The sequence below is a fragment of the Enterobacter sp. BIDMC 29 genome (assembly GCF_019378755.1).
Lineage (GTDB): Bacteria > Pseudomonadota > Gammaproteobacteria > Enterobacterales > Enterobacteriaceae > Enterobacter > Enterobacter ludwigii.
Genome location: NZ_CP080000.1, coordinates 2259414 through 2282623 on the forward strand (window position 1 = coordinate 2259414; position 23210 = coordinate 2282623).

General features: G+C 56.7%; 18 protein-coding genes and 1 riboswitch. Of the genes, 12 read left to right on the forward strand and 6 right to left on the reverse strand.

The genetic code is table 11. The features are described 5' to 3' along the window. Nucleotides 1-45: 45 nt before the first annotated feature. Both JTA15_RS10150 and JTA15_RS10155 read right to left on the reverse strand, forming a co-directional pair. The gene (locus tag JTA15_RS10150; RefSeq protein WP_032680622.1) at nt 46-723 is read right to left on the reverse strand and encodes a hypothetical protein; all 678 of its coding nucleotides are present in this window, start codon (nt 721-723) and stop codon (nt 46-48) included. A gap of 51 nt (nt 724-774) precedes the next feature. Next, on the reverse strand, nt 775-1359 hold the full coding sequence (locus JTA15_RS10155) for a common pilus major fimbrillin subunit EcpA (RefSeq protein ID WP_020883247.1): 585 nt from the start codon (nt 1357-1359) through the stop codon (nt 775-777). A 729-nt stretch (nt 1360-2088) separates the two neighbouring features. Between JTA15_RS10155 and JTA15_RS10160 the strand changes: the two genes are divergently transcribed. The 9 genes from JTA15_RS10160 to yegS all read left to right on the forward strand — a co-directional run bounded on the left by JTA15_RS10160 (nt 2089) and on the right by yegS (nt 16164). Continuing rightward, a complete protein-coding gene (locus JTA15_RS10160) occupies nt 2089-3297 on the forward strand; it encodes an MdtA/MuxA family multidrug efflux RND transporter periplasmic adaptor subunit (RefSeq protein WP_020883246.1) in 1209 nt (402 codons plus the stop codon). Beyond that, nucleotides 3297-6419, forward strand: a complete 3123-nt coding sequence (locus JTA15_RS10165) for an MdtB/MuxB family multidrug efflux RND transporter permease subunit (RefSeq protein ID WP_219373191.1) — start codon at nt 3297-3299, stop codon at nt 6417-6419. Before JTA15_RS10160 ends, JTA15_RS10165 begins: the two co-directional genes overlap by 1 nt. After that, on the forward strand, nt 6420-9497 hold the full coding sequence (gene mdtC, locus JTA15_RS10170) for a multidrug efflux RND transporter permease subunit MdtC (protein ID WP_126547633.1): 3078 nt from the start codon (nt 6420-6422) through the stop codon (nt 9495-9497). After that, nucleotides 9498-10913 carry an MFS transporter gene (locus tag JTA15_RS10175; RefSeq protein WP_113656059.1) on the forward strand — a complete coding sequence of 472 codons (1416 nt, stop codon included), beginning with the start codon at nt 9498-9500 and terminating at the stop codon, nt 10911-10913. It abuts the gene before it with no gap. Beyond that, a complete protein-coding gene (gene baeS, locus JTA15_RS10180) occupies nt 10910-12313 on the forward strand; it encodes a two-component system sensor histidine kinase BaeS (protein ID WP_020883244.1) in 1404 nt (467 codons plus the stop codon). The genes JTA15_RS10175 and baeS overlap by 4 nt, the downstream gene beginning before the upstream one ends. Then, on the forward strand, nt 12310-13032 hold the full coding sequence (gene baeR / locus JTA15_RS10185; RefSeq protein WP_014170852.1) for a two-component system response regulator BaeR: 723 nt from the start codon (nt 12310-12312) through the stop codon (nt 13030-13032). Before baeS ends, baeR begins: the two co-directional genes overlap by 4 nt. A gap of 135 nt (nt 13033-13167) precedes the next feature. Beyond that, nucleotides 13168-13500, forward strand: coding sequence for a YegP family protein (locus tag JTA15_RS10190; protein WP_014170853.1), 333 nt, complete (start codon nt 13168-13170; stop codon nt 13498-13500). Nucleotides 13501-13654: 154 nt separating this feature from the next. Beyond that, the gene (gene yegQ / locus JTA15_RS10195) at nt 13655-15016 is read left to right on the forward strand and encodes a tRNA 5-hydroxyuridine modification protein YegQ (RefSeq protein ID WP_014170855.1); all 1362 of its coding nucleotides are present in this window, start codon (nt 13655-13657) and stop codon (nt 15014-15016) included. 248 nt (nt 15017-15264) lie between these two features. Next, nucleotides 15265-16164 carry a lipid kinase YegS gene (gene yegS / locus JTA15_RS10200; RefSeq protein ID WP_014170856.1) on the forward strand — a complete coding sequence of 300 codons (900 nt, stop codon included), beginning with the start codon at nt 15265-15267 and terminating at the stop codon, nt 16162-16164. A 54-nt stretch (nt 16165-16218) separates the two neighbouring features. Here the strand turns inward: yegS and fbaB are convergent, their stop codons facing one another. Next, nucleotides 16219-17271 (reverse strand): class I fructose-bisphosphate aldolase, encoded by a 1053-nt coding sequence (gene fbaB, locus JTA15_RS10205; protein WP_014170857.1) that lies wholly within the window; start codon nt 17269-17271, stop codon nt 16219-16221. A 251-nt stretch (nt 17272-17522) separates the two neighbouring features. Here fbaB and JTA15_RS10210 point away from each other — a divergent pair, with 251 nt between their 5' ends. Genes JTA15_RS10210 through JTA15_RS10220 form a run of 3 tightly spaced genes read left to right on the forward strand, consistent with a single transcriptional unit; the run spans nt 17523 to nt 20751 of the window. Next, nucleotides 17523-18800 carry a nucleoside permease gene (locus JTA15_RS10210; protein ID WP_025203667.1) on the forward strand — a complete coding sequence of 426 codons (1278 nt, stop codon included), beginning with the start codon at nt 17523-17525 and terminating at the stop codon, nt 18798-18800. Further along, complete coding sequence (locus tag JTA15_RS10215) at nt 18797-19801, forward strand: ADP-ribosylglycohydrolase family protein (protein WP_020883237.1); 1005 nt, start codon at nt 18797-18799, stop codon at nt 19799-19801. The genes JTA15_RS10210 and JTA15_RS10215 overlap by 4 nt, the downstream gene beginning before the upstream one ends. Continuing rightward, nucleotides 19798-20751, forward strand: a complete 954-nt coding sequence (locus tag JTA15_RS10220) for a PfkB family carbohydrate kinase (RefSeq protein ID WP_219373192.1) — start codon at nt 19798-19800, stop codon at nt 20749-20751. The genes JTA15_RS10215 and JTA15_RS10220 overlap by 4 nt, the downstream gene beginning before the upstream one ends. Here the strand turns inward: JTA15_RS10220 and JTA15_RS10225 are convergent. From JTA15_RS10225 to thiM, 3 genes are read right to left on the reverse strand one after another with little or no spacing between them, the layout of a single operon-like run. Continuing rightward, entirely contained in the window at nt 20725-21471 is a 747-nt protein-coding gene (locus tag JTA15_RS10225; RefSeq protein ID WP_014170861.1) for a GntR family transcriptional regulator, read from the reverse strand. The genes JTA15_RS10220 and JTA15_RS10225 overlap by 27 nt on opposite strands. 42 nt (nt 21472-21513) lie before the next feature. After that, nucleotides 21514-22314 (reverse strand): bifunctional hydroxymethylpyrimidine kinase/phosphomethylpyrimidine kinase, encoded by an 801-nt coding sequence (thiD, locus tag JTA15_RS10230; RefSeq protein WP_025203664.1) that lies wholly within the window; start codon nt 22312-22314, stop codon nt 21514-21516. Next, nucleotides 22311-23081, reverse strand: a complete 771-nt coding sequence (thiM, locus tag JTA15_RS10235; protein WP_219373193.1) for a hydroxyethylthiazole kinase — start codon at nt 23079-23081, stop codon at nt 22311-22313. Before thiM ends, thiD begins: the two co-directional genes overlap by 4 nt. A gap of 35 nt (nt 23082-23116) precedes the next feature. After that, nucleotides 23117-23210: riboswitch (TPP riboswitch) on the reverse strand.

Here is a 23210-nt window from a genome sequence, read left to right on the forward strand (position 1 = left end):
ACTTTTCGGTATTTTTATTACTGGTACCGGAAATGACGCCGTGTATTACTTCACTGTAATAAATTGCTTGCCATGCCAAATCCCAATGCGGGTGCGACTGTTTGACACATCGCTTTTCTGCAATCTTATTTTTGTACCTGGCATGACGTAATAACGCTCGCGACACCCGCGTCCCCGATCCTGTGACGCCTCTTTGCAGGCTCCGTAAGCAATGACCCGAAACGAGACGTTGCCTTTGTTGGTGATGACATCCCCGTCACGACCGTATTCAAATCGTTCCTTGCGTGGCGCCACGACCAGAATTGTCCCGATTTCTGCCGACGCCGTCGCAATCGCGGCTTTGCCAGCCTTAGTCGATGCGCTTTCGCTTACGGGTTCGTCAACCCACTGCAGCCGGTAATAACGTTCTTTGTCATCTTCAGGGCCCTTATAGAAAAAGCGAAAAACATCTTTCGCCTCACCGGGTAAAATAAGGCTCGCCGGTGTAGAAAGTAATTCTCCCGACGTTTCAAATTGCATTTCTGTTCCGTCAGGCAGCGGTGAAGAGAGCCTTTTTACGGTAACGCTCACATAGCGGGCGGAATCAGTGGTGTTAATAATTTCTTTTGATAACGCGTTTTGATCGGCCGTCATTATTGACGTGATATCACCCACATTAATCGCCAGACTGGAAAAGGATATAGCCATCCCTGCCAGCGCTGCGAGTGGCAAATATTTCTTCATCAGTGCATTCCTGAGAAATTCGGGAGAGAGCCTCTCCCGAATTAATATTCATTACGCTGGAGTGGTCCAGGTTGCATTGAACTGAACTTTTACGTCACCCGTCCAGTAACCATCCGGCAGCGCAGAATAGTCAGTTACAGCAGTCGAACCGTCAGAAGTCGCTGAAGCGATGGAGAATTTGAAGCTGGACTGATCGCTTACACGCTCAGCGCCGTTATAAGCTCCATCGGCCAGCAGGCTTTCCAGACCTGAAGTGGAAGCTGCATTCACCAGAACGGTTTCGGCAGAGTTAGACAGCGCCTGACCATTCCATGCCACGCCCACATTCAGGGTAGATGCATCACCGCTTGCATTGGTCAGCGTATTGCTGATGACCTGAGCAGTCAGTTCAAAATCGGTTGCACTTTCCTGTCCCTGAATCGTCACATCAAAAGCGCCATCCTGAGTGTTAAACCCATTCAGGCCCTCTGCATACTGGAACGTCAGCGAGTTCAATGGGGTCACGACCAGCAGGCTGGTTGTATCTTTCGTTGCCGTTGCATCCCATGATGCGGTGGCAGATGCCGTAACATCAGCCATAGCATTTGCAGCAGCAAATACAGAAACCAGAGAGGCCACCAGTAATAATTTTTTCATTTTCATCTCCTGAGAACAAACGTACTGCCAGGTGCCATTTAATAAATAACCTGGAAGCTCCATTTAAATGCGAACGGGATTTACCGCGCCAAAAAAGTATTATTTGAATTATGTTTCAGGACAACCAATCGAATGACGAAAAAACCCTCCTTCGTTAGGATTTTTCTCATAATCATTCATGACGAGATCGATCAAATAAAAACAAAAAACCATTTAAATAACATTTTTAAAATAAAAACCTATAATTATCGCAATTTTAGGCAATTTGAACTGTTTTAGCTTTTTGATACAAATCAAAAGTGGTGCATTGAAGGGAACAACAAAAACATATTTCAAATCAAATAAATACGTCACATTGCAAAAAAACATTAGTTTGTTAGTGATTTGATAACAAGATGAAAAATATTGGTATATCAGAGAATATTCCGATCCTTACATGATGAATAATGAAATTTTCCTAAAGACAAATTAAATAATAAAACCAATTGTTATCTTTCTCCGTTTCTCACCCGGCAGATAAATAATAAGAATATTTCAGGTGGCAGGGAATATTCCTGGTAAATTATGCACTGGCAATTGATCCGATTTGAAGGCCGTCTCACGCCGCGCCCCTCCCCCTGCCAATCAGACAAATCCAGACAGTCTTCCATATTTCCTCCATTTTTCTGCCGTGTTGCCTGACTAAACTAGTATCATTCCCCGAAGTATTCAGGATGAGAACGTATAACGATGAAAGGCAGTAACAAATCCCGCTGGGCAATCGCCGCTGGCATCATTGTGGTGGCTCTTGCCGCCGCCTGGTTCTGGCACAATCACTCTTCTGACACTTCCGCAGGTGCCAGCAGCCCATCACAGCGTCCCGCGAGTGGCGGGCGTCACGGCATGCGCGGCGGTGCGCTGGCTCCCGTTCAGGCGGCTACTGCGGTAAATAAAGCGGTGCCCCGTTATCTCTCCGGGCTGGGAACCATTACCGCCGCCAACACCGTTACGGTTCGCAGCCGTGTGGACGGGCAGCTGATGGCGCTTCACTTCCAGGAAGGCCAGCAGGTTAAAGCCGGGGACTTACTGGCGGAAATTGACCCAAGCCAGTTTAAAGTCACCCTCGCGCAGGCGCAGGGCCAGCTCGCGAAAGACAAGGCCACGCTCGCGAACGCCCGACGCGATTTGGCACGCTATCAGCAACTGGTGAAAACCAACCTGGTATCGCGTCAGGAACTGGATACGCAGCAGTCTCTGGTCAGCGAAGCGCTGGGCACCCTTAAAGCCGACGAAGCCGCCGTGGCCAGCGCACAGTTGCAGCTCGACTGGAGCCGCATCACCGCCCCGATTGACGGCCGCGTCGGTCTGAAGCAGGTTGATATTGGCAACCAGATTTCCAGCGGCGATACCACCGGTATCGTGGTCATCACCCAGACGCATCCTGTCGATTTAGTCTTTACTCTGCCGGAGAGCGACATCGCAACCGTGGTTCAGGCGCAGAAAGCCGGCAAAGGGCTGGTTGTGGAAGCCTGGGATCGCACCAACAAGCAAAAATTGAGCGAAGGCACCCTGCTCAGTCTGGATAACCAGATTGACACCACCACCGGCACCATCAAGTTAAAAGCCCGCTTTAACAATCAGGATGATGCGCTTTTCCCGAATCAGTTCGTGAATGCGCGGATGCTGGTTGCAACGCAGGAAAATGCGGTCGTTATCCCAACAGCGGCGCTGCAGATGGGCAACGAAGGGAACTTTGTCTGGGTGCTTAACAGTGAGAATAACGTCAGCAAGCATCTGGTGAAAACCGGCATTCAGGACAGCCAGACGGTGGTGATCAGCGCCGGCCTTTCCGCAGGTGACCGCGTGGTTACCGACGGCATTGATCGTCTCACCGAGGGGGCGAAAGTCGAAGTGGTTGAAGGCCAGCAACAGCCTGCTAAGCAGGGAGCGACTTCCTGATGCAGGTTATGCCCCCGAGCTCTACAGGTGGGCCTTCACGCCTGTTTATTCTGCGCCCTGTTGCCACCACGCTGTTAATGGTGGCAATCCTGCTGGCCGGGATTATTGGCTATCGCTTCCTGCCCGTCTCTGCGCTGCCGGAAGTGGATTATCCCACCATCCAGGTGGTCACCCTTTATCCGGGTGCGAGCCCGGATGTGGTGACATCGGCCATCACCGCGCCGCTGGAGCGCCAGTTTGGTCAGATGTCTGGCCTGAAGCAAATGTCCTCGCAAAGCTCCGGCGGAGCATCCGTGGTGACGCTGCAGTTCCAGCTTACGCTCTCACTCGACGTTGCCGAACAGGAAGTACAGGCCGCGATTAACGCAGCCACCAACCTCCTGCCATCCGACCTGCCCAACCCACCGGTCTACAGCAAAGTAAACCCGGCGGATCCGCCGATCATGACGCTCGCCGTCACCTCCTCCGCCATGCCGATGACTCAGGTCGAAGACATGGTCGAAACGCGCGTGGCGCAGAAAATTTCACAGGTCTCTGGCGTGGGGCTGGTTACGCTTGCCGGCGGTCAACGTCCGGCGGTGCGCGTGAAGCTCAATGCCCAGGCCATTGCCGCGCTGGGCCTCACCAGCGAAACCATCCGCAGCGCCATCAGTAACGCCAACGTCAACTCGGCGAAAGGCTCGCTTGATGGCCCAACCCGGGCCGTGACCCTTTCGGCGAACGATCAAATGCAGTCCGCGGATGAATATCGACAGTTGATCGTCGCGTACCAGAACGGTGCGCCGGTGCGTCTGGGTGATGTGGCAACCGTTGAGCAAGGTGCGGAAAACAGCTGGCTCGGCGCCTGGGCCAACAAACAGCAGGCAATCGTGATGAACGTCCAGCGCCAGCCGGGTGCCAATATCATTGAAACCGCAGACAGCATTCGCACTATGCTGCCGCAGCTGATTGAAAGCCTGCCCAGGTCAGTGAGCGTGAAAGTGCTGTCTGACCGGACCACCAATATTCGCGCGTCCGTGACTGACACCCAGTTTGAACTGATGCTGGCGATTGCGCTGGTGGTGATGATCATCTACATGTTCCTGCGTAACGTTCCGGCGACCCTCATTCCTGCCGTCGCCGTGCCGCTCTCACTGGTGGGAACATTTGCCGTCATGGTGTTCCTCGATTTTTCGATAAATAACCTGACGCTGATGGCCCTTACCATTGCCACCGGCTTTGTGGTCGATGACGCTATCGTTGTTATCGAGAACATCTCGCGCTATATCGAAAAAGGCGAAAAACCGTTAGCCGCGGCGCTGAAAGGGGCGGGCGAGATCGGCTTTACCATTATCTCCCTCACCTTCTCACTGATTGCGGTACTGATCCCACTGCTGTTTATGGGCGATATCGTCGGGCGTTTGTTCCGCGAATTTGCCGTGACGCTGGCCGTCGCCATTCTGATTTCCGCCGTGGTGTCACTGACCCTCACGCCGATGATGTGCGCCCGAATGCTGAGCCATGCCTCCCTTCGCAAGCAAAACCGCTTCTCGCGCGCCTCTGAGCGGATGTTCGAACGCATTATTGCCGCTTACGGACGGGTGCTGGCGAAAGTGCTTAACCATCCATGGGCAACCCTTGGCGTGGCGCTTGGTACGCTGGCGCTCAGCGTTATGCTGTGGATTTTCATCCCGAAAGGCTTCTTTCCGATTCAGGACAACGGCATTATCCAGGGCACGCTTCAGGCACCGCAGACGGTCTCCTTCGCTAACATGGCGCAGCGTCAGCAGCAGGTGTCAGAGATCATCATGAAAGATCCGGCAGTAGAGAGCCTGACCTCGTATGTCGGTGTCGATGGCACCAACCCGTCGCTGAACAGTGCCCGCCTGCAGATCAACCTTAAACCGCTTGACGATCGCGACGACCGCGTGCAAACGGTGATCGAACGCCTGCAAACTGCCGTGGCGCGCGTGCCGGGTATTGAGCTGTACCTCCAGCCGATTCAGGATTTAACCATCGATACCCAGGTGAGCCGTACCCAGTACCAGTTCACGCTGCAGGCCACCACCCTTGATGCGCTCAGCACCTGGGTACCGCAACTGGTGGATAAACTCAACGCCCTGCCGCAGCTCTCGGACGTCAGCAGCGACTGGCAGGACAAAGGGCTGGCGGCGTATGTGAACGTCAACCGCGATACCGCCAGCCGGCTTGGGATCACCATGGCCGACGTGGATAATGCGCTGTATAACGCATTCGGTCAGCGTCTGATCTCCACCATCTATACCCAGGCGAATCAGTATCGCGTGGTGCTGGAACACAACACGGAAAACACGCCCGGCCTGGCCGCGCTCGATTCGGTGCGCCTGACCAGCAAAGACGGGGGCATCGTGCCCCTCAGCGCCATCGCGACGGTGGAAGAGCGCTACACACCGCTGTCGATTAACCATCTGGATCAGTTCCCGTCCACCACCATCTCGTTTAACGTACCGGACGGTTATTCGCTGGGCGAAGCGGTGGAGTCCATTCTGGCCGCAGAGAAGACGCTGAACTTCCCGTCCGATATTCAGACCCAGTTCCAGGGCAGCACGCTGGCGTTCCAGGCCGCGCTGGGCAACACCATCTGGCTGATTGTCGCGGCCGTGGTGGCGATGTATATCGTGCTCGGTGTGCTGTATGAAAGCTTTATTCACCCTATTACCATCCTCTCCACCCTGCCAACGGCGGGCGTGGGGGCACTGCTGGCATTGATGCTGGCGGGGAGCGAGCTGGACGTGATTGCCATCATTGGGATCATCCTGCTTATCGGGATCGTGAAGAAAAACGCCATCATGATGATCGACTTTGCCCTTGCCGCCGAGCGCGAGCAGGGGATGTCGCCGCGCGAGGCAATTTTCCAGGCCTGCCTGCTGCGTTTTCGCCCGATCCTGATGACCACGCTCGCCGCCCTGCTAGGTGCCCTGCCGCTGATGCTCAGTACCGGTGTTGGTGCCGAGCTGCGTCGTCCTCTGGGGATTGGCATGGTCGGTGGTCTGCTGGTAAGCCAGGTCCTGACCCTGTTCACCACGCCGGTCATTTATCTGCTGTTCTACCGTCTGGCGCTGTGGACGAAAAGCCGCTTCCCGAAACGTGAAGAGGAGGCGTAAATGAAGTTTTTCGCCCTCTTCATTTATCGCCCGGTGGCGACGATTTTACTCTCACTCGCCATCACCCTGTGCGGCGTCCTGGGCTTCCGGTTGCTGCCGGTTGCCCCGCTGCCGCAGGTGGATTTCCCGGTGATCATGGTCAGCGCCTCGCTGCCCGGTGCATCACCGGAAACCATGGCCTCATCGGTTGCCACACCGCTGGAACGTTCACTCGGGCGAATTGCCGGGGTCAACGAGATGACCTCCAGCAGCTCGCTTGGCAGCACGCGCATCATTCTGGAATTCAGCTTCGACCGGGATATTAACGGCGCCGCGCGCGATGTGCAGGCGGCGATCAACGCCGCGCAGAACCTGCTACCGAGCGGGATGCCGGGCCGTCCGACATACCGTAAAGCGAACCCGTCCGATGCGCCTATCATGATCCTGACGCTTACCTCGGACACCTATTCGCAGGGGCAACTGTACGATTTCGCCTCCACCCAACTGGCGCAGACCCTCGCCCAGATTAACGGCGTGGGTGATGTCAGCGTTGGCGGAAGCTCTCTGCCCGCCGTGCGCGTGGGCTTAAACCCGCAGGCGCTGTTTAACCAGGGTGTTTCACTGGACGATGTGCGCTCTGCCATCAGCAATGCAAACGTGCGCAAACCGCAGGGGGCCATTGAGGACAGTAGCCACCGCTGGCAGATCCAGACTAACGATGAGCTGAAAACCGCTGCGGAATACCAGCCGTTGATCATTCACTACAACAACGGTGCGGCGGTGCGCCTGAGCGATGTCGCGAGCGTCACCGACTCGGTGCAGGACGTGCGCAATGCCGGGATGACCAACGCCAAACCGGCCATTTTGCTGATGATCCGCAAGCTGCCGGAAGCCAACATTATTGAGACGGTGAACGGTATCCGTGCGAGATTGCCGGAACTTCAGCAGACCATCCCGGCGGCGATCGATCTGCAGATTGCCCAGGATCGCTCCCCCACCATTCGCGCCTCGCTTGAAGAGGTGGAGCAGACGCTTGTGATCTCCGTTGCGCTGGTGATTCTGGTGGTCTTCCTGTTTCTGCGTTCAGGCCGGGCCACGCTGATCCCCGCGGTGGCTGTGCCTGTCTCGCTGATAGGGACCTTCGCGGCGATGTACCTGTGCGGATTTAGCCTTAACAACCTGTCGCTGATGGCGCTGACGATTGCCACCGGCTTCGTGGTGGATGACGCCATTGTGGTGCTGGAGAACATCTCGCGCCATCTGGAGGCGGGGATGAAACCGCTGCAGGCCGCGCTGCAGGGAACGCGGGAAGTGGGCTTTACGGTACTGTCGATGAGCCTGTCGCTGGTGGCGGTGTTCCTGCCGTTACTGCTGATGGGCGGCCTGCCTGGCCGGCTGTTACGGGAATTTGCCGTCACGCTTTCTGTCGCCATCGGTATTTCATTGATCGTGTCCCTCACGCTCACGCCGATGATGTGCGGCTGGATGTTAAAACGCAGCAAGCCCCACTCTCAGCCGCGCCGTAAGGGGTTTGGTCGCTTCCTGCTGGCGATGCAGGAGAGCTATGGCAAGTCCCTGAAGTGGGTGCTGAGGCATACGCGCATTGTCGGCCTGGTGCTGATTGGCACCATCGTGCTCAACGTCTGGATGTACATTACTATCCCGAAAACCTTCTTCCCGGAGCAGGACACCGGGGTGCTGATGGGCGGGATCCAGGCAGACCAGAGTATTTCGTTTCAGGCCATGCGCGGCAAGCTGCAGGACTTTATGAAGATCATCCGCGAAGATAAAGCGGTAGATAACGTAACCGGCTTCACCGGCGGTTCGCGGGTGAACAGCGGGATGATGTTTATCACCCTGAAGCCGCGTGACGAGCGCAATGAAACCGCCCAGCAGGTTATCGACCGCCTGCGCGTGAAGCTCGCCAAAGAGCCGGGCGCTAATCTGTTTTTGATGGCCGTTCAGGATATCCGCGTCGGCGGGCGTCAGGCTAACGCCAGCTATCAGTACACGTTACTCTCTGACGATTTAGCCGCCCTGCGCGAGTGGGAGCCTAAGATCCGCAAGGCGCTGGCCGCCCTACCACAGCTGGCGGACGTTAACTCCGATCAGCAGGACAACGGCGCAGAAATGGCGCTGACCTACAATCGCGAAACCATGTCACGTCTGGGGATTAACGTCGATGCCGCCAACAGCCTGCTGAACAATGCCTTCGGCCAGCGTGAGATTTCCACCATCTACCAGCCCATGAACCAATACAAGGTGGTGATGGAGGTGGACCCGCGTTACACCCAGGACATCAGCGCGCTGGACAACATGTTTGTGATTAATAACGACGGTAAGGCGATCCCGCTCTCTTACTTTGCCAGCTGGCAGCCGGCGAACGCGCCGCTGTCGGTGAACCACCAGGGCCTTTCGGCGGCATCGACCATCTCCTTTAACCTGCCAGCCGGTTCGTCCCTCTCTGAGGCCAGCGATGCAATCAACCGTGCGATGACCCAGCTTGGCGTGCCGTCCACGGTACGCGGCAGTTTTGCCGGTACCGCGCAGGTGTTCCAGGAGACGATGAATTCGCAGGTGATTTTGATTCTGGCCGCCATTGCGACGGTCTATATCGTGCTGGGCGTGCTTTATGAAAGCTACGTCCATCCGCTGACCATTCTCTCCACGCTGCCGTCGGCGGGCGTCGGGGCGCTGCTGGCGCTGGAGCTGTTCGGCGCACCCTTCAGCCTGATTGCGCTGATTGGTATCATGCTGTTAATTGGCATCGTGAAGAAAAACGCCATTATGATGGTGGACTTCGCGCTGGACGCCCAGCGAAATGGCAACCTGACGCCAGAAGAGGCCATATTCCAGGCCTGTCTGCTGCGTTTTCGCCCGATCATGATGACCACGCTGGCGGCGCTGTTTGGCGCGCTGCCGCTGGTGATTTCCGGCGGTGACGGCTCAGAATTGCGCCAGCCGCTGGGGATCACCATTGTCGGGGGGCTGGTGATGAGCCAGCTGCTGACGCTCTACACCACGCCGGTGGTCTATCTGTTCTTTGACCGTCTGCGGGTGCGTTTTTCGCGTAAAAACAGAACGACGGTAACCGAATAAATGACCGACCTCCCACGTCACGTGCGCTGGCAGCTGTGGATTGTCGCCTTCGGCTTCTTTATGCAGTCGCTGGATACAACCATCGTCAATACCGCCCTCCCCTCGATGGCAAAAAGCCTGGGGGAGAGTCCGCTGCATATGCATATGGTGATTGTCTCCTATGTATTAACAGTGGCCGTTATGCTTCCGGCCAGCGGCTGGCTGGCGGACAAAGTGGGCGTGCGGAATATCTTTTTCACCGCCATCGTGCTGTTTACCACAGGCTCGCTGTTTTGCGCCCAGGCGAATACGCTGGATCAACTGGTGATGGCCCGCGCGTTACAGGGCATTGGCGGGGCGATGATGGTGCCTGTCGGGCGGCTGACGGTGATGAAGATTGTGCCCCGCGAGCAGTACATGGCCGCAATGACCTTCGTCACCCTGCCCGGCCAGGTCGGCCCGCTGCTTGGCCCGGCGCTGGGCGGAGTGCTGGTGGAGTATGCCTCCTGGCACTGGATCTTCTTAATCAACCTGCCGGTGGGCATCATCGGCGCGATTGCCACCCTGATGCTGATGCCTAACTACACCATGCAGACCCGGCGCTTTGATTTCCTGGGTTTTATCCTGCTGGCGGCGGGGATGGCGCTGCTCACCCTCGCGCTTGATGGCCAAAAAGGCCTCGGGATTTCCGCCCTGACGCTTGGCCTTCTGGTGGCGCTCGGCATTACCGCTATCCTGTGGTACCTCTGGCATGCCAGAGGTAACGAGAGCGCGTTGTTCACGCTCGATCTGTTTAAAAACCCCACCTATCGTCTGGGCCTGTTCGGGAGCTTTGCCGGGCGCGTCGGCAGCGGCATGTTGCCCTTTATGACGCCGGTCTTTCTGCAGATTGGAATGGGATTTTCACCGTTTCACGCCGGGTTGATGATGATCCCGATGGTACTTGGCAGCATGGGAATGAAACGTATCGTGGTGCAGGTGGTTAACCGTTTTGGTTATCGCCACGTTCTGGTTGCCGCGACGCTTGGGTTGGCCCTGGTGAGCTTGCTGTTTATGGCCGTGGCGCTGCTGGGCTGGTACTACGCGCTGCCGCTGGTGCTGTTCTGTCAGGGCATCATTAACTCTGTGCGCTTTTCGTCAATGAATACCCTGACGTTAAAAGCACTCCCGGATGACCTGGCGAGCAGTGGAAACAGCCTGCTGTCGATGATCATGCAGCTCTCCATGAGCGTAGGGGTGACCCTTGCCGGTTTACTGCTCGGCATGTACGGACAGCATCATCTCAGCGTCGACACGCCGGTCGCCCATCAGGTCTTTTTGTATACCTATCTCAGCATGGCGGTGATTATCGCCCTGCCCGCGTTCATCTTCGCCAGAGTGCCGGATGATACCCGTAAGAACGTCGTTATCCGACACGGCAAAAGGAGTGCACCATGAAATTCTGGCGTCCGGGCATTACCGGTAAACTCTTTGTGGCGATATTTGCCACCTGTATCGTGCTGCTGGTCACCATGCACTGGGCCGTGCGGGTCAGTTTCGAACGGGGTTTTATTGATTACATCAAGCATGGAAATGAACAGCGTTTACAGGGGCTGAGCGATGCGCTGAGCGATCAGTATGCCCTGCACGGTAACTGGCGTTTTCTGCGCAATAACGACCGCTTCGTATTCCAGATCCTGCGCTCGCTTGAGCATGATACCGGTGACGATCGCCCGGGGCCCGGGATGCCGCCGCACGGCTGGCGCACCCAGTTCTGGGTGATAGACCAGGATATGCGCGTACTGGTTGGCCCGCGCGCGCCCATTCCGCCAGATGGCACAAAGCGGGCGATCACAGTGAATAACGCCACCGTCGGCTGGGTGATCGCCTCGCCGGTTGAACGCCTGACGCGCAACACCGATATCAACTTTGATCGCCAGCAGCGCCGCACCAGCTGGTTGATTGTCGCGCTCTCCACCCTGCTGGCCGCGCTCGCGACCTTCCCGCTGGCCCGCGGTCTGCTCGCGCCGGTTAAACGGCTGGTGGAAGGGACGCATAAGCTGGCCGCCGGGGATTTCTCCACCCGCGTCGATACCCGTAGCCAGGACGAACTCGGCAAGCTGGCGCAGGACTTTAACCAGCTCGCCAGCACCCTGGAAAAAAACCAGCAGATGCGACGCGATTTTATGGCTGATATTTCCCATGAACTCCGCACGCCGCTGGCGGTGCTGCGCGGCGAGCTGGAAGCTATTCAGGACGGCGTGCGTCAGTTCACTCCCGAATCGGTGGCCTCGCTGCAGGCGGAAGTGGGCACGCTGACCAAACTGGTCGATGACCTCCACCAGCTCTCCATGTCGGACGAAGGCGCGCTGGCCTACCAGAAAGCGCCCGTCGATGTGATAAACGTGCTGGAGGTGGTAAGCGGTGCCTTCCGCGAACGTTTCGCCAGCCGCAACCTGAAAATCGATCTCTCACTGCCTGACAGCGCCGTGGTGTTTGGCGACAAAGACCGCCTGATGCAGCTGTTCAACAATCTGCTGGAAAATAGCCTGCGCTACACCGACAGCGGCGGTGGCCTGCATATTTCCGGCAAACAAGAAAACGGGCATTTTGCCCTGACCTTTGCGGATTCCGCCCCCGGCGTGCAGGATGCACAGCTGGAAAAACTGTTTGAGCGATTTTATCGCACCGAAGGCTCCCGCAATCGCGCCAGCGGCGGGTCCGGTCTGGGACTGGCGATTTGCGTAAACATCGTCGAGGCCCATAATGGCACGATCCGCGCCGCCCATTCGCCTTTTGGCGGGGTAAGCATTACAGTAGAGTTACCTCTGGAACGGGATTTATCGAGAGAAGCATGACCGAGTTACCGATTGACGAAAACACGCCACGCATTTTGATTGTCGAAGACGAGCCGAAGCTCGGGCAGTTACTGATCGACTATTTACGCGCGGCAAGCTATGCCCCCACGCTTATCAGCCATGGCGATCAGGTGCTGCCTTATGTGCGCCAGACGCCGCCTGACCTGATCCTGCTGGATCTGATGCTCCCCGGAACCGATGGCCTGACCCTGTGCCGGGAAATTCGTCGCTTCTCGGACGTGCCGGTGGTAATGGTGACGGCGAAAATCGAAGAGATCGACCGCCTGCTGGGCCTCGAAATTGGCGCGGATGATTACATCTGCAAGCCATACAGCCCGCGTGAAGTGGTCGCGCGCGTAAAAACCATTCTGCGCCGCTGTAAGCCGCATCGTGAACTGCAGGTACTGGATGCGGAAAGCCCACTTATCGTCGATGAAAGCCGCTTCCAGGCGAGCTGGCGCGGCAAGCTGCTGGATCTCACCCCCGCCGAATTCCGCCTGTTGAAAACCCTCTCCCACGAGCCGGGGAAGGTCTTCTCCCGCGAGCAACTGCTGAACCGTCTGTATGATGATTACCGCGTCGTGACTGACCGTACCATCGACAGCCATATTAAAAACCTGCGCCGCAAGCTGGAAGCCCTCGACGCGGAGCAGTCATTTATCCGCGCGGTGTATGGCGTGGGCTACCGATGGGAAGCCGATGCCTGCAGGATAGCCTGAGCATTTAGCTTACCGAACCCGCCTGCTGGCGGGTTTTTCATTTCTGGAAAGCAACGAAGAATCAACCATACTCACATTACCGGTTCGCTTATTGATAACTGGTGCAGATAATTCCACTTCGTTCAAGGAGTTCCTATGTCTGGTTGGTTCGAGTTAAACAAAAGCAGTGATGGGCAGTTCAGGTTTGTTCTCAAAGCAGGAAACGGAGAAACGATCCTGACCAGTGAGCTTTACACCACCAAAAATTCCGCCGAAAACGGTATCGCCTCCGTTCGCACCAATAGCCCTTCTGATGAACGTTATGAGAAGAAAGTGGCCACCAACGGTAAATTCCACTTCAATCTGAAGGCCGGGAATCATCAGGTTATTGGCAGCAGCCAGATGTATGCCTCGGAACAGTCGCGAGATAAAGGCATCGCGTCGGTCAAAACTAACGGTTCAAGCCAGACGGTAAAAGACAATACCTGACGACACGCATCCGGCCGGGTTAGCGATGGTACGACCCGGCGCTTTACCTCCCTGTCCCTCAGCGCTACAATGCCCGCCCTTAAAGTGGGGGATCTCCCCTTACCGCTGCACCTGGTGCATGCGGATCTGACCTGTCATCAGAACGAGAACAAACATGTTTAAACCGGAACTCCTTTCCCCGGCGGGAACGCTGCAAAATATGCGTTACGCTTTCGCCTATGGCGCTGACGCCGTCTATGCTGGCCAGCCGCGCTACTCGCTGCGCGTGCGTAACAATGAATTCAACCACGAGAACCTGCAGCTCGGCATTAACGAAGCACATGCCCTGGGCAAAAAATTCTACGTGGTGGTCAACATTGCGCCGCATAACGCCAAGCTGAAAACGTTCATCCGCGATCTGAAGCCGGTGGTTGATATGGGACCGGACGCGCTGATCATGTCGGACCCGGGTTTAATCATGCTGGTTCGGGAGAACTTCCCGGAGATGGATATTCACCTCTCCGTTCAGGCCAACGCCGTTAACTGGGCAACGGTGAAATTCTGGAAACAGATGGGGCTGACCCGCGTCATTCTGTCTCGTGAACTTTCGCTGGAAGAGATTGAAGAGATCCGCACGCAGGTGCCGGATATGGAAATCGAAATCTTCGTTCACGGCGCGCTGTGCATGGCCTACTCCGGTCGCTGCCTGCTCTCGGGGTACATCAACAAGCGTGACCCGAACCAGGGTACCTGCACCAACGCCTGCCGCTGGGAATATAACGTTCAGGAAGGCAAAGAAGACGACATCGGCAATATCGTCCACAAACATGAGCCGATCCCGGTGACCAACGTGGAGCCAACCTTAGGCATCGGCGCGCCAACTGACAGCGTGTTCATGATTGAAGAAGCCAAACGTCCAGGTGAGTACATGACCGCCTTTGAAGACGAGCATGGCACTTACATCATGAACTCCAAAGACCTGCGTGCGATTGCGCACGTTGAGCGTCTGACGCAGATGGGCGTGCATTCCCTGAAAATTGAAGGCCGTACCAAGTCCTACTACTACTGCGCGCGTACTGCTCAGGTGTACCGTAAAGCCATCGACGATGCCGCCGCCGGTAAACCGTTCGATACCAGCCTGCTGGAAACCCTGGAAGGCCTGGCGCATCGCGGTTATACCGAAGGCTTCCTGCGTCGTCACACCCATGACGATTACCAGAACTACGAACACGGCTATTCCGTTTCCGAGCGCCAGCAGTTTGTCGGTGATTTTACCGGTGAGCGCAAAGGTGCGCTGGCCGCCGTGGCGGTGAAGAACAAATTCACCAAAGGCGACAGCCTGGAGTTGATGACCCCGCAGGGCAACATGAACTTCACCCTGGAACATCTGGAAAACGGTAAAGGCGAAGCAATTGACGTGGCGCCAGGCAACGGCCATACCGTCTGGCTGCCGGTACCCGAAGAAGTGGAGCTGGAGTTTGCGCTGCTGATGCGTAATTTCAACGGTGAAAGTACCCGTAACCCGCACAGTAAATAATCAAGCAGGGAAATTTTTTCGCGCTGGGATAATTCTTAGAATCGGATCACATACCGCTTCGTTCAATACGGGTATTATCCCCCCGCTGAAAAACATAACCCATAAATGCTAGCTGTACCAGGAACCACCTCCTTAGCCTGCGTAATCTCCCTTACGCGGGCTTATTTTTTCCCTTTCATCCTGTTCTTACCCGCTTTTTTCCTCCCTGCTATACACTCTTACTAACGCTAAAAAAGGGAGCAGCGCGGATGGCAATCTATCCAGACAGTTTATTGATTCTCAATGGCAAAAGTGCGGGCAACGATTTGTTGCGCCAGGCAGTGACGGATTTGCGTGAAGACGGTGCGCGTATACACGTACGAGTGACGTGGGAAAAAGGTGATGCGGCACGCTATATCGACGAAGGCCTGAAGCTCGGGGTCGAAACCATTATTTCTGGCGGGGGCGATGGCACCATTAATGAAATTGCCGGCGCCCTGATAGATCTTCCCGCAACCGACCGCCCGGTGATGGGCATTTTGCCGCTCGGTACGGCCAACGATTTCGCCACCAGCGCCGGGATCCCGGAAGAACTGGGAAAAGCCCTGCAGCTGGCTATCCTCGGCAAAGCCACCGCCGTGGATATTGCTCAGGTGAATGAAAAAACCTGTTTTATTAATATGGCGACCGGTGGATTCGGGACGCGCATTACCAGCGAAACCCCTGAAAAGCTGAAGGCAGCGCTGGGCGGCGTCTCGTATCTGATCCATGGCCTGATGCGTATGGATACCCTGAAGCCGGACCGCTGTGAGATTCACGGCGAGAACTTTCAGTGGCAGGGTGATGCGCTGGTGATTGGTATCGGTAATGGCCGTCAGGCCGGTGGCGGACAGCAGTTATGCCCGGAGGCGCTGATCAATGATGGTCAGTTACAGCTGCGTATTTTCACGGGTGATGGCCTGCTGCCTGCGCTGTTTACCACCCTGACTCAGCCAGAAGAGAGCCCGAATATTATTGCCGGTAAATCCGCGTGGTTTGAAGTGAATGCCCCACACGGCATGACGTTTAATCTTGACGGGGAGCCGCTGAGCGGGAAGCAGTTCCGCATTGAGGTGTTACCGGGCGCGCTACAGTGCCGGCTGCCACCGGACTGCCAGCTTCTGCGTTGACAGTGTGGCCGGGCGGCGGTAACGCCTGACCCGGCCAGCGTTTTACAAAAAGACTTAAGCGATAGTCACTTTGCTGTCCAGGTACACATCCTGCACGGCATTGATCAGCTTCACGCCGTCCGCCATCGATTTTTTAAACGCCTTACGGCCCAGAATCAGCCCCATACCGCCCGCGCGCTTATTGATAACCGCCGTGCGCACCGCGTCGGAGAGATCGGTGTCGCCACCCGCCGCACCACCGGAGTTAATTAACCCGGCACGTCCCATATAGCAGTTCGCCAGCTGATAACGCACCAGGTCGATAGGGTTTTCACTGGTCAGTTTGCTGTAGACCCGGTCATCGGTGTAACCGAAGTTTACCGCTTTATAACCGCCGTTATTCTCCGCCATCTTCTGCTTCACGATATCCGCGCCAATGGTCGCCGCCAGATGATTCGCCTGGCCGGTCAGGTCGGCAGAAACGTGGTAGTCCACTCCGTCTTTCTTGAATGCCGAGTTACGCAGATACGCCCACAGAACGGTGACCATACCCAGCTCATGCGCGCGTTCGAAGGCAGCAGAAATTTCTTCAATCTGGCGACGCGACTGCTCAGAACCAAAGTAGATCGTCGCCCCGACCGCTACCGCACCCATATTGAACGCCTGCTCTACGCTGGCGTAAAGCGTCTGATCGTATTCGGTCGGGTAACTCAGGGTTTCGTTGTGATTCAGTTTGACGAGGAATGGAATGCGGTGGGCATAGCGACGCGATACGGAGGCCAGTACGCCATAGGTGGACGCCACGCAGTTACAGCCCGCTTCTATCGCCAGTTCGACGATGTTCTTCGGATCGAAATACAGCGGGTTCGCCGCAAAGGAGGCGCCCGCGGAGTGCTCAACGCCCTGGTCAACCGGCAGAATAGAAAGATACCCGGTTCCCCCCAGTCGCCCGGTATTATAGAGGGTCTGCATATTTCGCAGTACCGCAGGCGGACGGTTGTTATCAACCATCACGCGGTCGACGTAATCGTGGCCAGGCAGATAAAGCTGGTCGGCTGGAATGGTCATACAACGATGCTGTAAAAGGCTGTCGGCGTCTTTGCCAAGCAACTGCGCAATATCAGTCATGTGATGCTCCCGTAAGCCCGACGTGATGTCGGTGAGTGTTTATCCAGACCCATAGCGTTATGGGCAGACTAAGCCTGGTACCGACTTAACAGATTTTCCACCATTTGCATTTTTTTTCAGCACAATCTGCTGGCTCGATTCGTGTACAACAAAACTGTTACATTGATCAAACAATCACCGCAAAGGTATTTAAAAGGTATTATTAAGTGGTATGTTAAAGGCGTACCCTCTCTGACATGCAGGATTAAACAATGAAAACGAAAGTCCAACTGTCATTCATGATGTTTGTTGAATGGTTTATCTGGGGCGCGTGGTTTGTACCGCTGTGGCTGTGGCTGAGCAAAAGCGGTTTTACCGCCGGGGAAATTGGCTGGTCTTATGCCTGTACCGCGATTGCCGCGATCCTCTCCCCCATTCTGGTGGGTTCACTGACCGACCGCTTTTTCGCTGCGCAGAAAGTACTGGCCGTACTGATGTTCGCCGGTGCCATCGTGATGTACTTCGCCGCACAGCAAACCCAGTTCAGCACCTTTTTCCCGCTGCTGCTGGTTTACTCCCTGACCTATATGCCGACCATTGCGCTGACCAACAGTATTGCCTTCGCCAATGTGGATGATGTGGAGGCTGATTTCCCGCGTATCCGCGTGATGGGCACCCTCGGCTGGATCGCCTCGGGACTGGCGTGCGGTTTCCTGCCGCAGATGATGGGCTATAACGACATTTCCGATACCAATATTCCGCTGCTGATGACGGCGGGCAGCTCCGCCCTGCTCGGTGTCTTTGCGCTGTTCCTGCCGAACACCCCGCCGAAGAGTACCGGCAAGATGGATTTCAAAGTCATGCTGGGGCTGGATGCGCTGATCCTGCTGCGCGATAAAAACTTCCTGGTGTTCTTCTTCTGCTCATTCCTGTTCGCGATGCCGCTGGCCTTCTATTACATCTTTGCTAACGGCTATCTCACCGAAGTGGGGATGAAAAACGCCACCGGCTGGATGACGCTCGGCCAGTTCTCCGAAATCTTCTTTATGCTGGCGCTGCCGTTCTTCACCAAACGCTTTGGTATTAAGAAGGTCTTGCTGCTGGGCCTGCTCACCGCCGCCATCCGCTATGGCTTCTTTGTTTACGGTGGTGCCGACCAGTACTTCACCTATGCCCTGCTGTTCCTCGGCATTCTGCTGCATGGCGTGAGCTACGACTTCTACTATGTGACCGCGTATATCTACGTGGATAAAAAAGCGCCGGTGCATATGCGCACCGCCGCACAAGGCCTGATTACGCTGTGCTGTCAGGGGTTTGGTAGCCTGTTAGGTTACCGCCTGGGCGGCGTGATGATGGAAAAAATGTTCGCATACAAAGAGCCGGTGAATGGGTTGACCTTCAACTGGGCCGGAATGTGGGCATTCGGAGGGATCATGATTGCCGTGATCGCCGTGCTGTTTATGCTGTTTTTCCGCGAATCGGACAAAGAGATCACCGCAATTGAGGTGGTTGAAGGCGATACCGCGCTGACACGAGGGGAAGTTAAATGAAACAAGAACGTGTTCTCGGTGCCCTTTACGGGCAAGCGTTAGGGGATGCGATGGGCATGCCGTCGGAGCTTTGGCCGAGAAAGCGCGTCAAAGCGCACTTCGGCTGGATCGACCGTTTTTTACCCGGACCGGCTGAAAATAACGCCGCCTGCTATTTTAAGCAGGCAGAATTCACCGACGATACGTCAATGGCGTTATGCCTGGCGGATGCGATTATCGAATGCGACGGGCAGATCAACGCGGATGTTATCGGCAAACATATTCTGCACTGGGCGGAGTCGTTCGATGCGTTTAACAAGAATGTGTTAGGTCCGACATCGAAGATTGCGCTTAACGCCATTCGTGACGGCAAGCCGGTCAGTGAACTGGAAAACAACGGCGTAACCAACGGTGCGGCGATGCGCGCCTCTCCGCTGGGCTGCCTGCTGCCGGCCACGCGTCTGGAGCACTTTGTCGCAGAGGTAGCGCTGGCCTCCAGCCCGACCCATAAATCCGACCTCGCGATTGCCGGCGCGGTGGTGATAGCCTGGGCAGTGTCGCGTGCCATTGACGGTGAACGCTGGCAGAACATCGTCGATGCCCTGCCAGGCATTGCCCGCTACGCACAGGAAGCGAAAACAACCACCTTCAGCGCATCGCTGGCGGCACGGATTGAGCTCGCCCTTAAGACCGTGCGTGAAGCCAACGGCATCGATTCCGCCAGCGAGCAGGTTTACCAGCTTATTGGCGCGGGCACCAGCACGCTTGAGTCGGTTCCAGCGGCGATTGCGATGGTCGAACTGGCAGGCACCGACCCGAACCGCTGCGCCATTTTGTGCGCCAACCTCGGCGGTGATACGGACACCATCGGCGCGATGGCGACGGCAATCTGCGGTGCGCTTCACGGCGTACAGGCGATTGACCCGGCGTACAAGGAGGAACTCGACGCCGTAAACCGCCTCGACTTTAACCACTATTGTGAAAAACTGCTGCACTTCCGGGAGCAAAGGGAGGGCGTATGAGTGCTTTTGCTGCACGCCTTGAAACACTGCACGCCACTCGCCCGGTCACGGTGCTGGGTGCCGCGGTCATCGACGTGATCGCCGACGCCTATGCCCTGCCCTGGCGCGGGTGTGATATCGAACTTAAACAACAGGGTGTCAATATCGGCGGCTGTGCGCTGAATATTGCTATTGCGCTGAAACGGCTCGGGATAGCCGCGCAAAACGCGCTCCCCGTCGGTCACGGAGTGTGGGCAGACATCATCCGTAACGCCATGGCAAAACAGGATCTGCACAGCGTCGTCGACGTAGAAACGGGCGACAACGGCTGGTGTCTGGCGCTGGTCGAACCGGACGGTGAGCGGACCTTTATGTCGTTTAGCGGCGTGGAGAACCAGTGGCAACAGCGCTGGCTGGATGCGCTGCACGTGCCGCCTGAAAGCCTGGTCTACCTCTCAGGCTATCAGCTGGCGTCACCGTGCGGAGAGCGTCTGACGGCCTGGCTGGAAGGCCTGGAAAACGTTACCGCGTTTATCGACTTTGGGCCGCGTATTGCCGATATTCCCGATGCGCTGATGGCGCGGATCATGGCCTGTAGGCCGATGGTATCGCTTAATCGCCAGGAAGCGGAGATGGCAGCGGGACGATTTGGCATGGAAGCTGAAACACTCGGCCCGCAGTGGCTACAGCGGTTTAGTTCTGCGCTGATTATTCGCCACGATAAAGACGGTGCCGCCTGGTATGAGGGTGATAAATCGGGCTACGTTCCGGCGTTTCCCGCAACCGTCGTCGACACGATCGGTGCGGGCGACAGCCACGCCGGTGGCACGCTTGCCGGGCTGGCGGCAGGATGGTCGCTGGCTGATGCCGTTACGCTTGGCAATGCAGTGGCGGCCTGGGTCGTTAGCCACCGCGGCGGCGACTGTGCGCCAGGACGCGAGGCGTTACTCCTCGCACACAAAGACGTATAAATCGCTACGGCAGTAGCTGATGCTGAACTCAATGGGCCGGTTCTGCTGATCAAGTGCAACCTGCTTGATCACCAGCACCGGGATTTTGTCATCCATACGGATATGCGTCTGAAACTCGCTGTCCGGCATGCGGGCACTGACGCGTGAGCGGGTGCGTTGCGGGAAGATATTCTGGCTACGGAAGTAGTCATACAGGGAAATCCCAATTGCATCCGGATCGTGAATCAACCCTACCGGCACCCAGGACTCCTCAATCGATACGGCGTCATCATCCACATAGCGGATGCGCTTAAGCAAAAAGACCTCGCTCTCTGGCGGTACTGACAGCTGGCTGGCCACCTCTTCCGGGCATTTCACCACCCGTTTATTCACCCACAGCGTGTTGGGCTTTTTGCCGCGCAGCACCACCTGCTGAGAAAAACCGCGCGCTTCCTTGAGCGAGTATTCAAAGATGTTATTGATTTGCGTCCCATAGCCGCGGGCACGCGTCACTACGCCCTCGGCTTCCAGAGCCTGCATCGCTTTGCGCACGGTAATGCGCGACACGCCGGTTAACTGACTGAGATCGCGCTCGCCGGGCAGTATATTCCCATGCTCCAGCACCCCGTTGCGTACCGCGTTTTTTACCGTTTCGGCAAATTTCAGATACAGCGGCGTGTTGTCCGGGGCGGCAATGCGTTCATTCAGTTGGTCGATTAACCGGGTATGCGCTTGTTCCATCTCTGTTTTTCTCAGGCCTGGTGTGTGTTGCCAGTATACGGCTTACCACCAGGCATGAAAATGGTGTACCGGACCAATACCGTGACCAACCTCGAGAGTATCGGCTTTTGCCAGCGCTTCGGAGAGCCAGATTTTAGCGTCGCGGACCGTATCCCCCCAGTTGTCACGACGGGGGCGCAAAGCCGCCAGCGCGGCAGAGAGCGTGCAGCCGGTCCCGTGGGTGTTTTTGGTCTGTACCCGCGGGGCCGTGAAACGCAGCGCACCGTCGTGGGTAAACAACCAGTCAGGGCTTTCTTCATCATCAAGATGACCACCTTTCATCAGCACGGCGCCGCAGCCCATCGCCAGGAGCGCATTCCCCTGCTCTTTCATTTCGCGCTCATTCTGCGCGTGCGGCGCATCCAGCAGCGCAGCGGCTTCAGGCAGATTAGGCGTGATAAGCGCAACCTGCGGCAGCAGCTTATTTCGCAGCGTCTCGACGGCGGAGGCGGACAGCAGCGGGTCGCCGCTTTTTGCCAGCATCACGGTATCCAGCACCACGTTTTGCACCTGGTAACGTTTAAGCCGTTCTGCCACCGCTTCAACAATGTCGGTCTCGGCCAGCATCCCAATCTTGGTGGTGTCGATTCGTACATCGCTGAAAACCGAATCCAGCTGTGCGGCGACAAAGTCCGGCTCAATGCGGTAAACCGACTGCACGCCACGCGTATTTTGCGCCACCAGCGCGGTAATCACCGAGCAGCCGTATGCGCCGAGTGCGGAGAATGTTTTCAAATCAGCCTGAATGCCCGCGCCGCCGCTTGGGTCGGTACCGGCAATGGTAAGGGCGTTAATCCGTTTCATACCCGTTCCTCCAGAGTGTAGAGCGCGTCGAGGAACGCACTGGCAAAACTGCCGGGACCACCGGACCGGGCGACGGCCGCCGTTCCGGCACGTTTCATCCATCCGCAGGCGGCGGCGATGTTATCCAGCCGGTCACCGGGAAGCGAGCAGCTCGCCGCCACGACTGCCGAGAGCGCGCATCCCGTTCCCACCACGCGGGTCATTATCGGGTCACCGCCCACGACCGTGCGGGTGCGTTGCCCATCGGTGACGTAATCCCGTTCACCGGTGACCACCACAATGGCATTCGTCTGGCGAGCCAGCGCCTGCGCGGCAGGCAGCGCAGCAGCCGCCGTGTCAGTGGTATCGACGCCGCGCCCGCCCGCACTCATCCCGGCAAGGGCGAGAATTTCCGAGGCATTGCCGCGAATGGCCGCCGGTTTCAGGGCGAGGATTTGGTGGCAAAAACGGGTGCGGAACGTCAGCGCCCCTACGGCAACCGGGTCAAGCGTCCAGGGTTTCCCTGCTGCCACTGCACGCTCAATCGCCCGGCGCATCGACTGGGCGCGCGGCGCCGTCAGCGTCCCGACGTTAATCAGCAGGGCATCTGCGAGCGCGGCAAACTGCTCGGCCTCTTCGGCTTCAATCACCATAGCCGGAGAAGCGCCAAGCGCCAGTAACACATTGGCCGTAAAGGTCTGTACCACATCGTTGGTCATACAGTGGGTAAGCGGGGAACGGGTTCGAAATTGATGTAAAACGTGTAAATCGAGCAGGTCAGGCTGCATGGTATCGCTCCTGCCGTGCGTGAAGAAGCGATGACCGGGAAGGCATCTGACTTCCCTACGCTGGCATTATCCAGATCAGGTAATACGGGTATTTCTCAGCCTTCATTTAAGAAGGGCACCCCGAGTCAT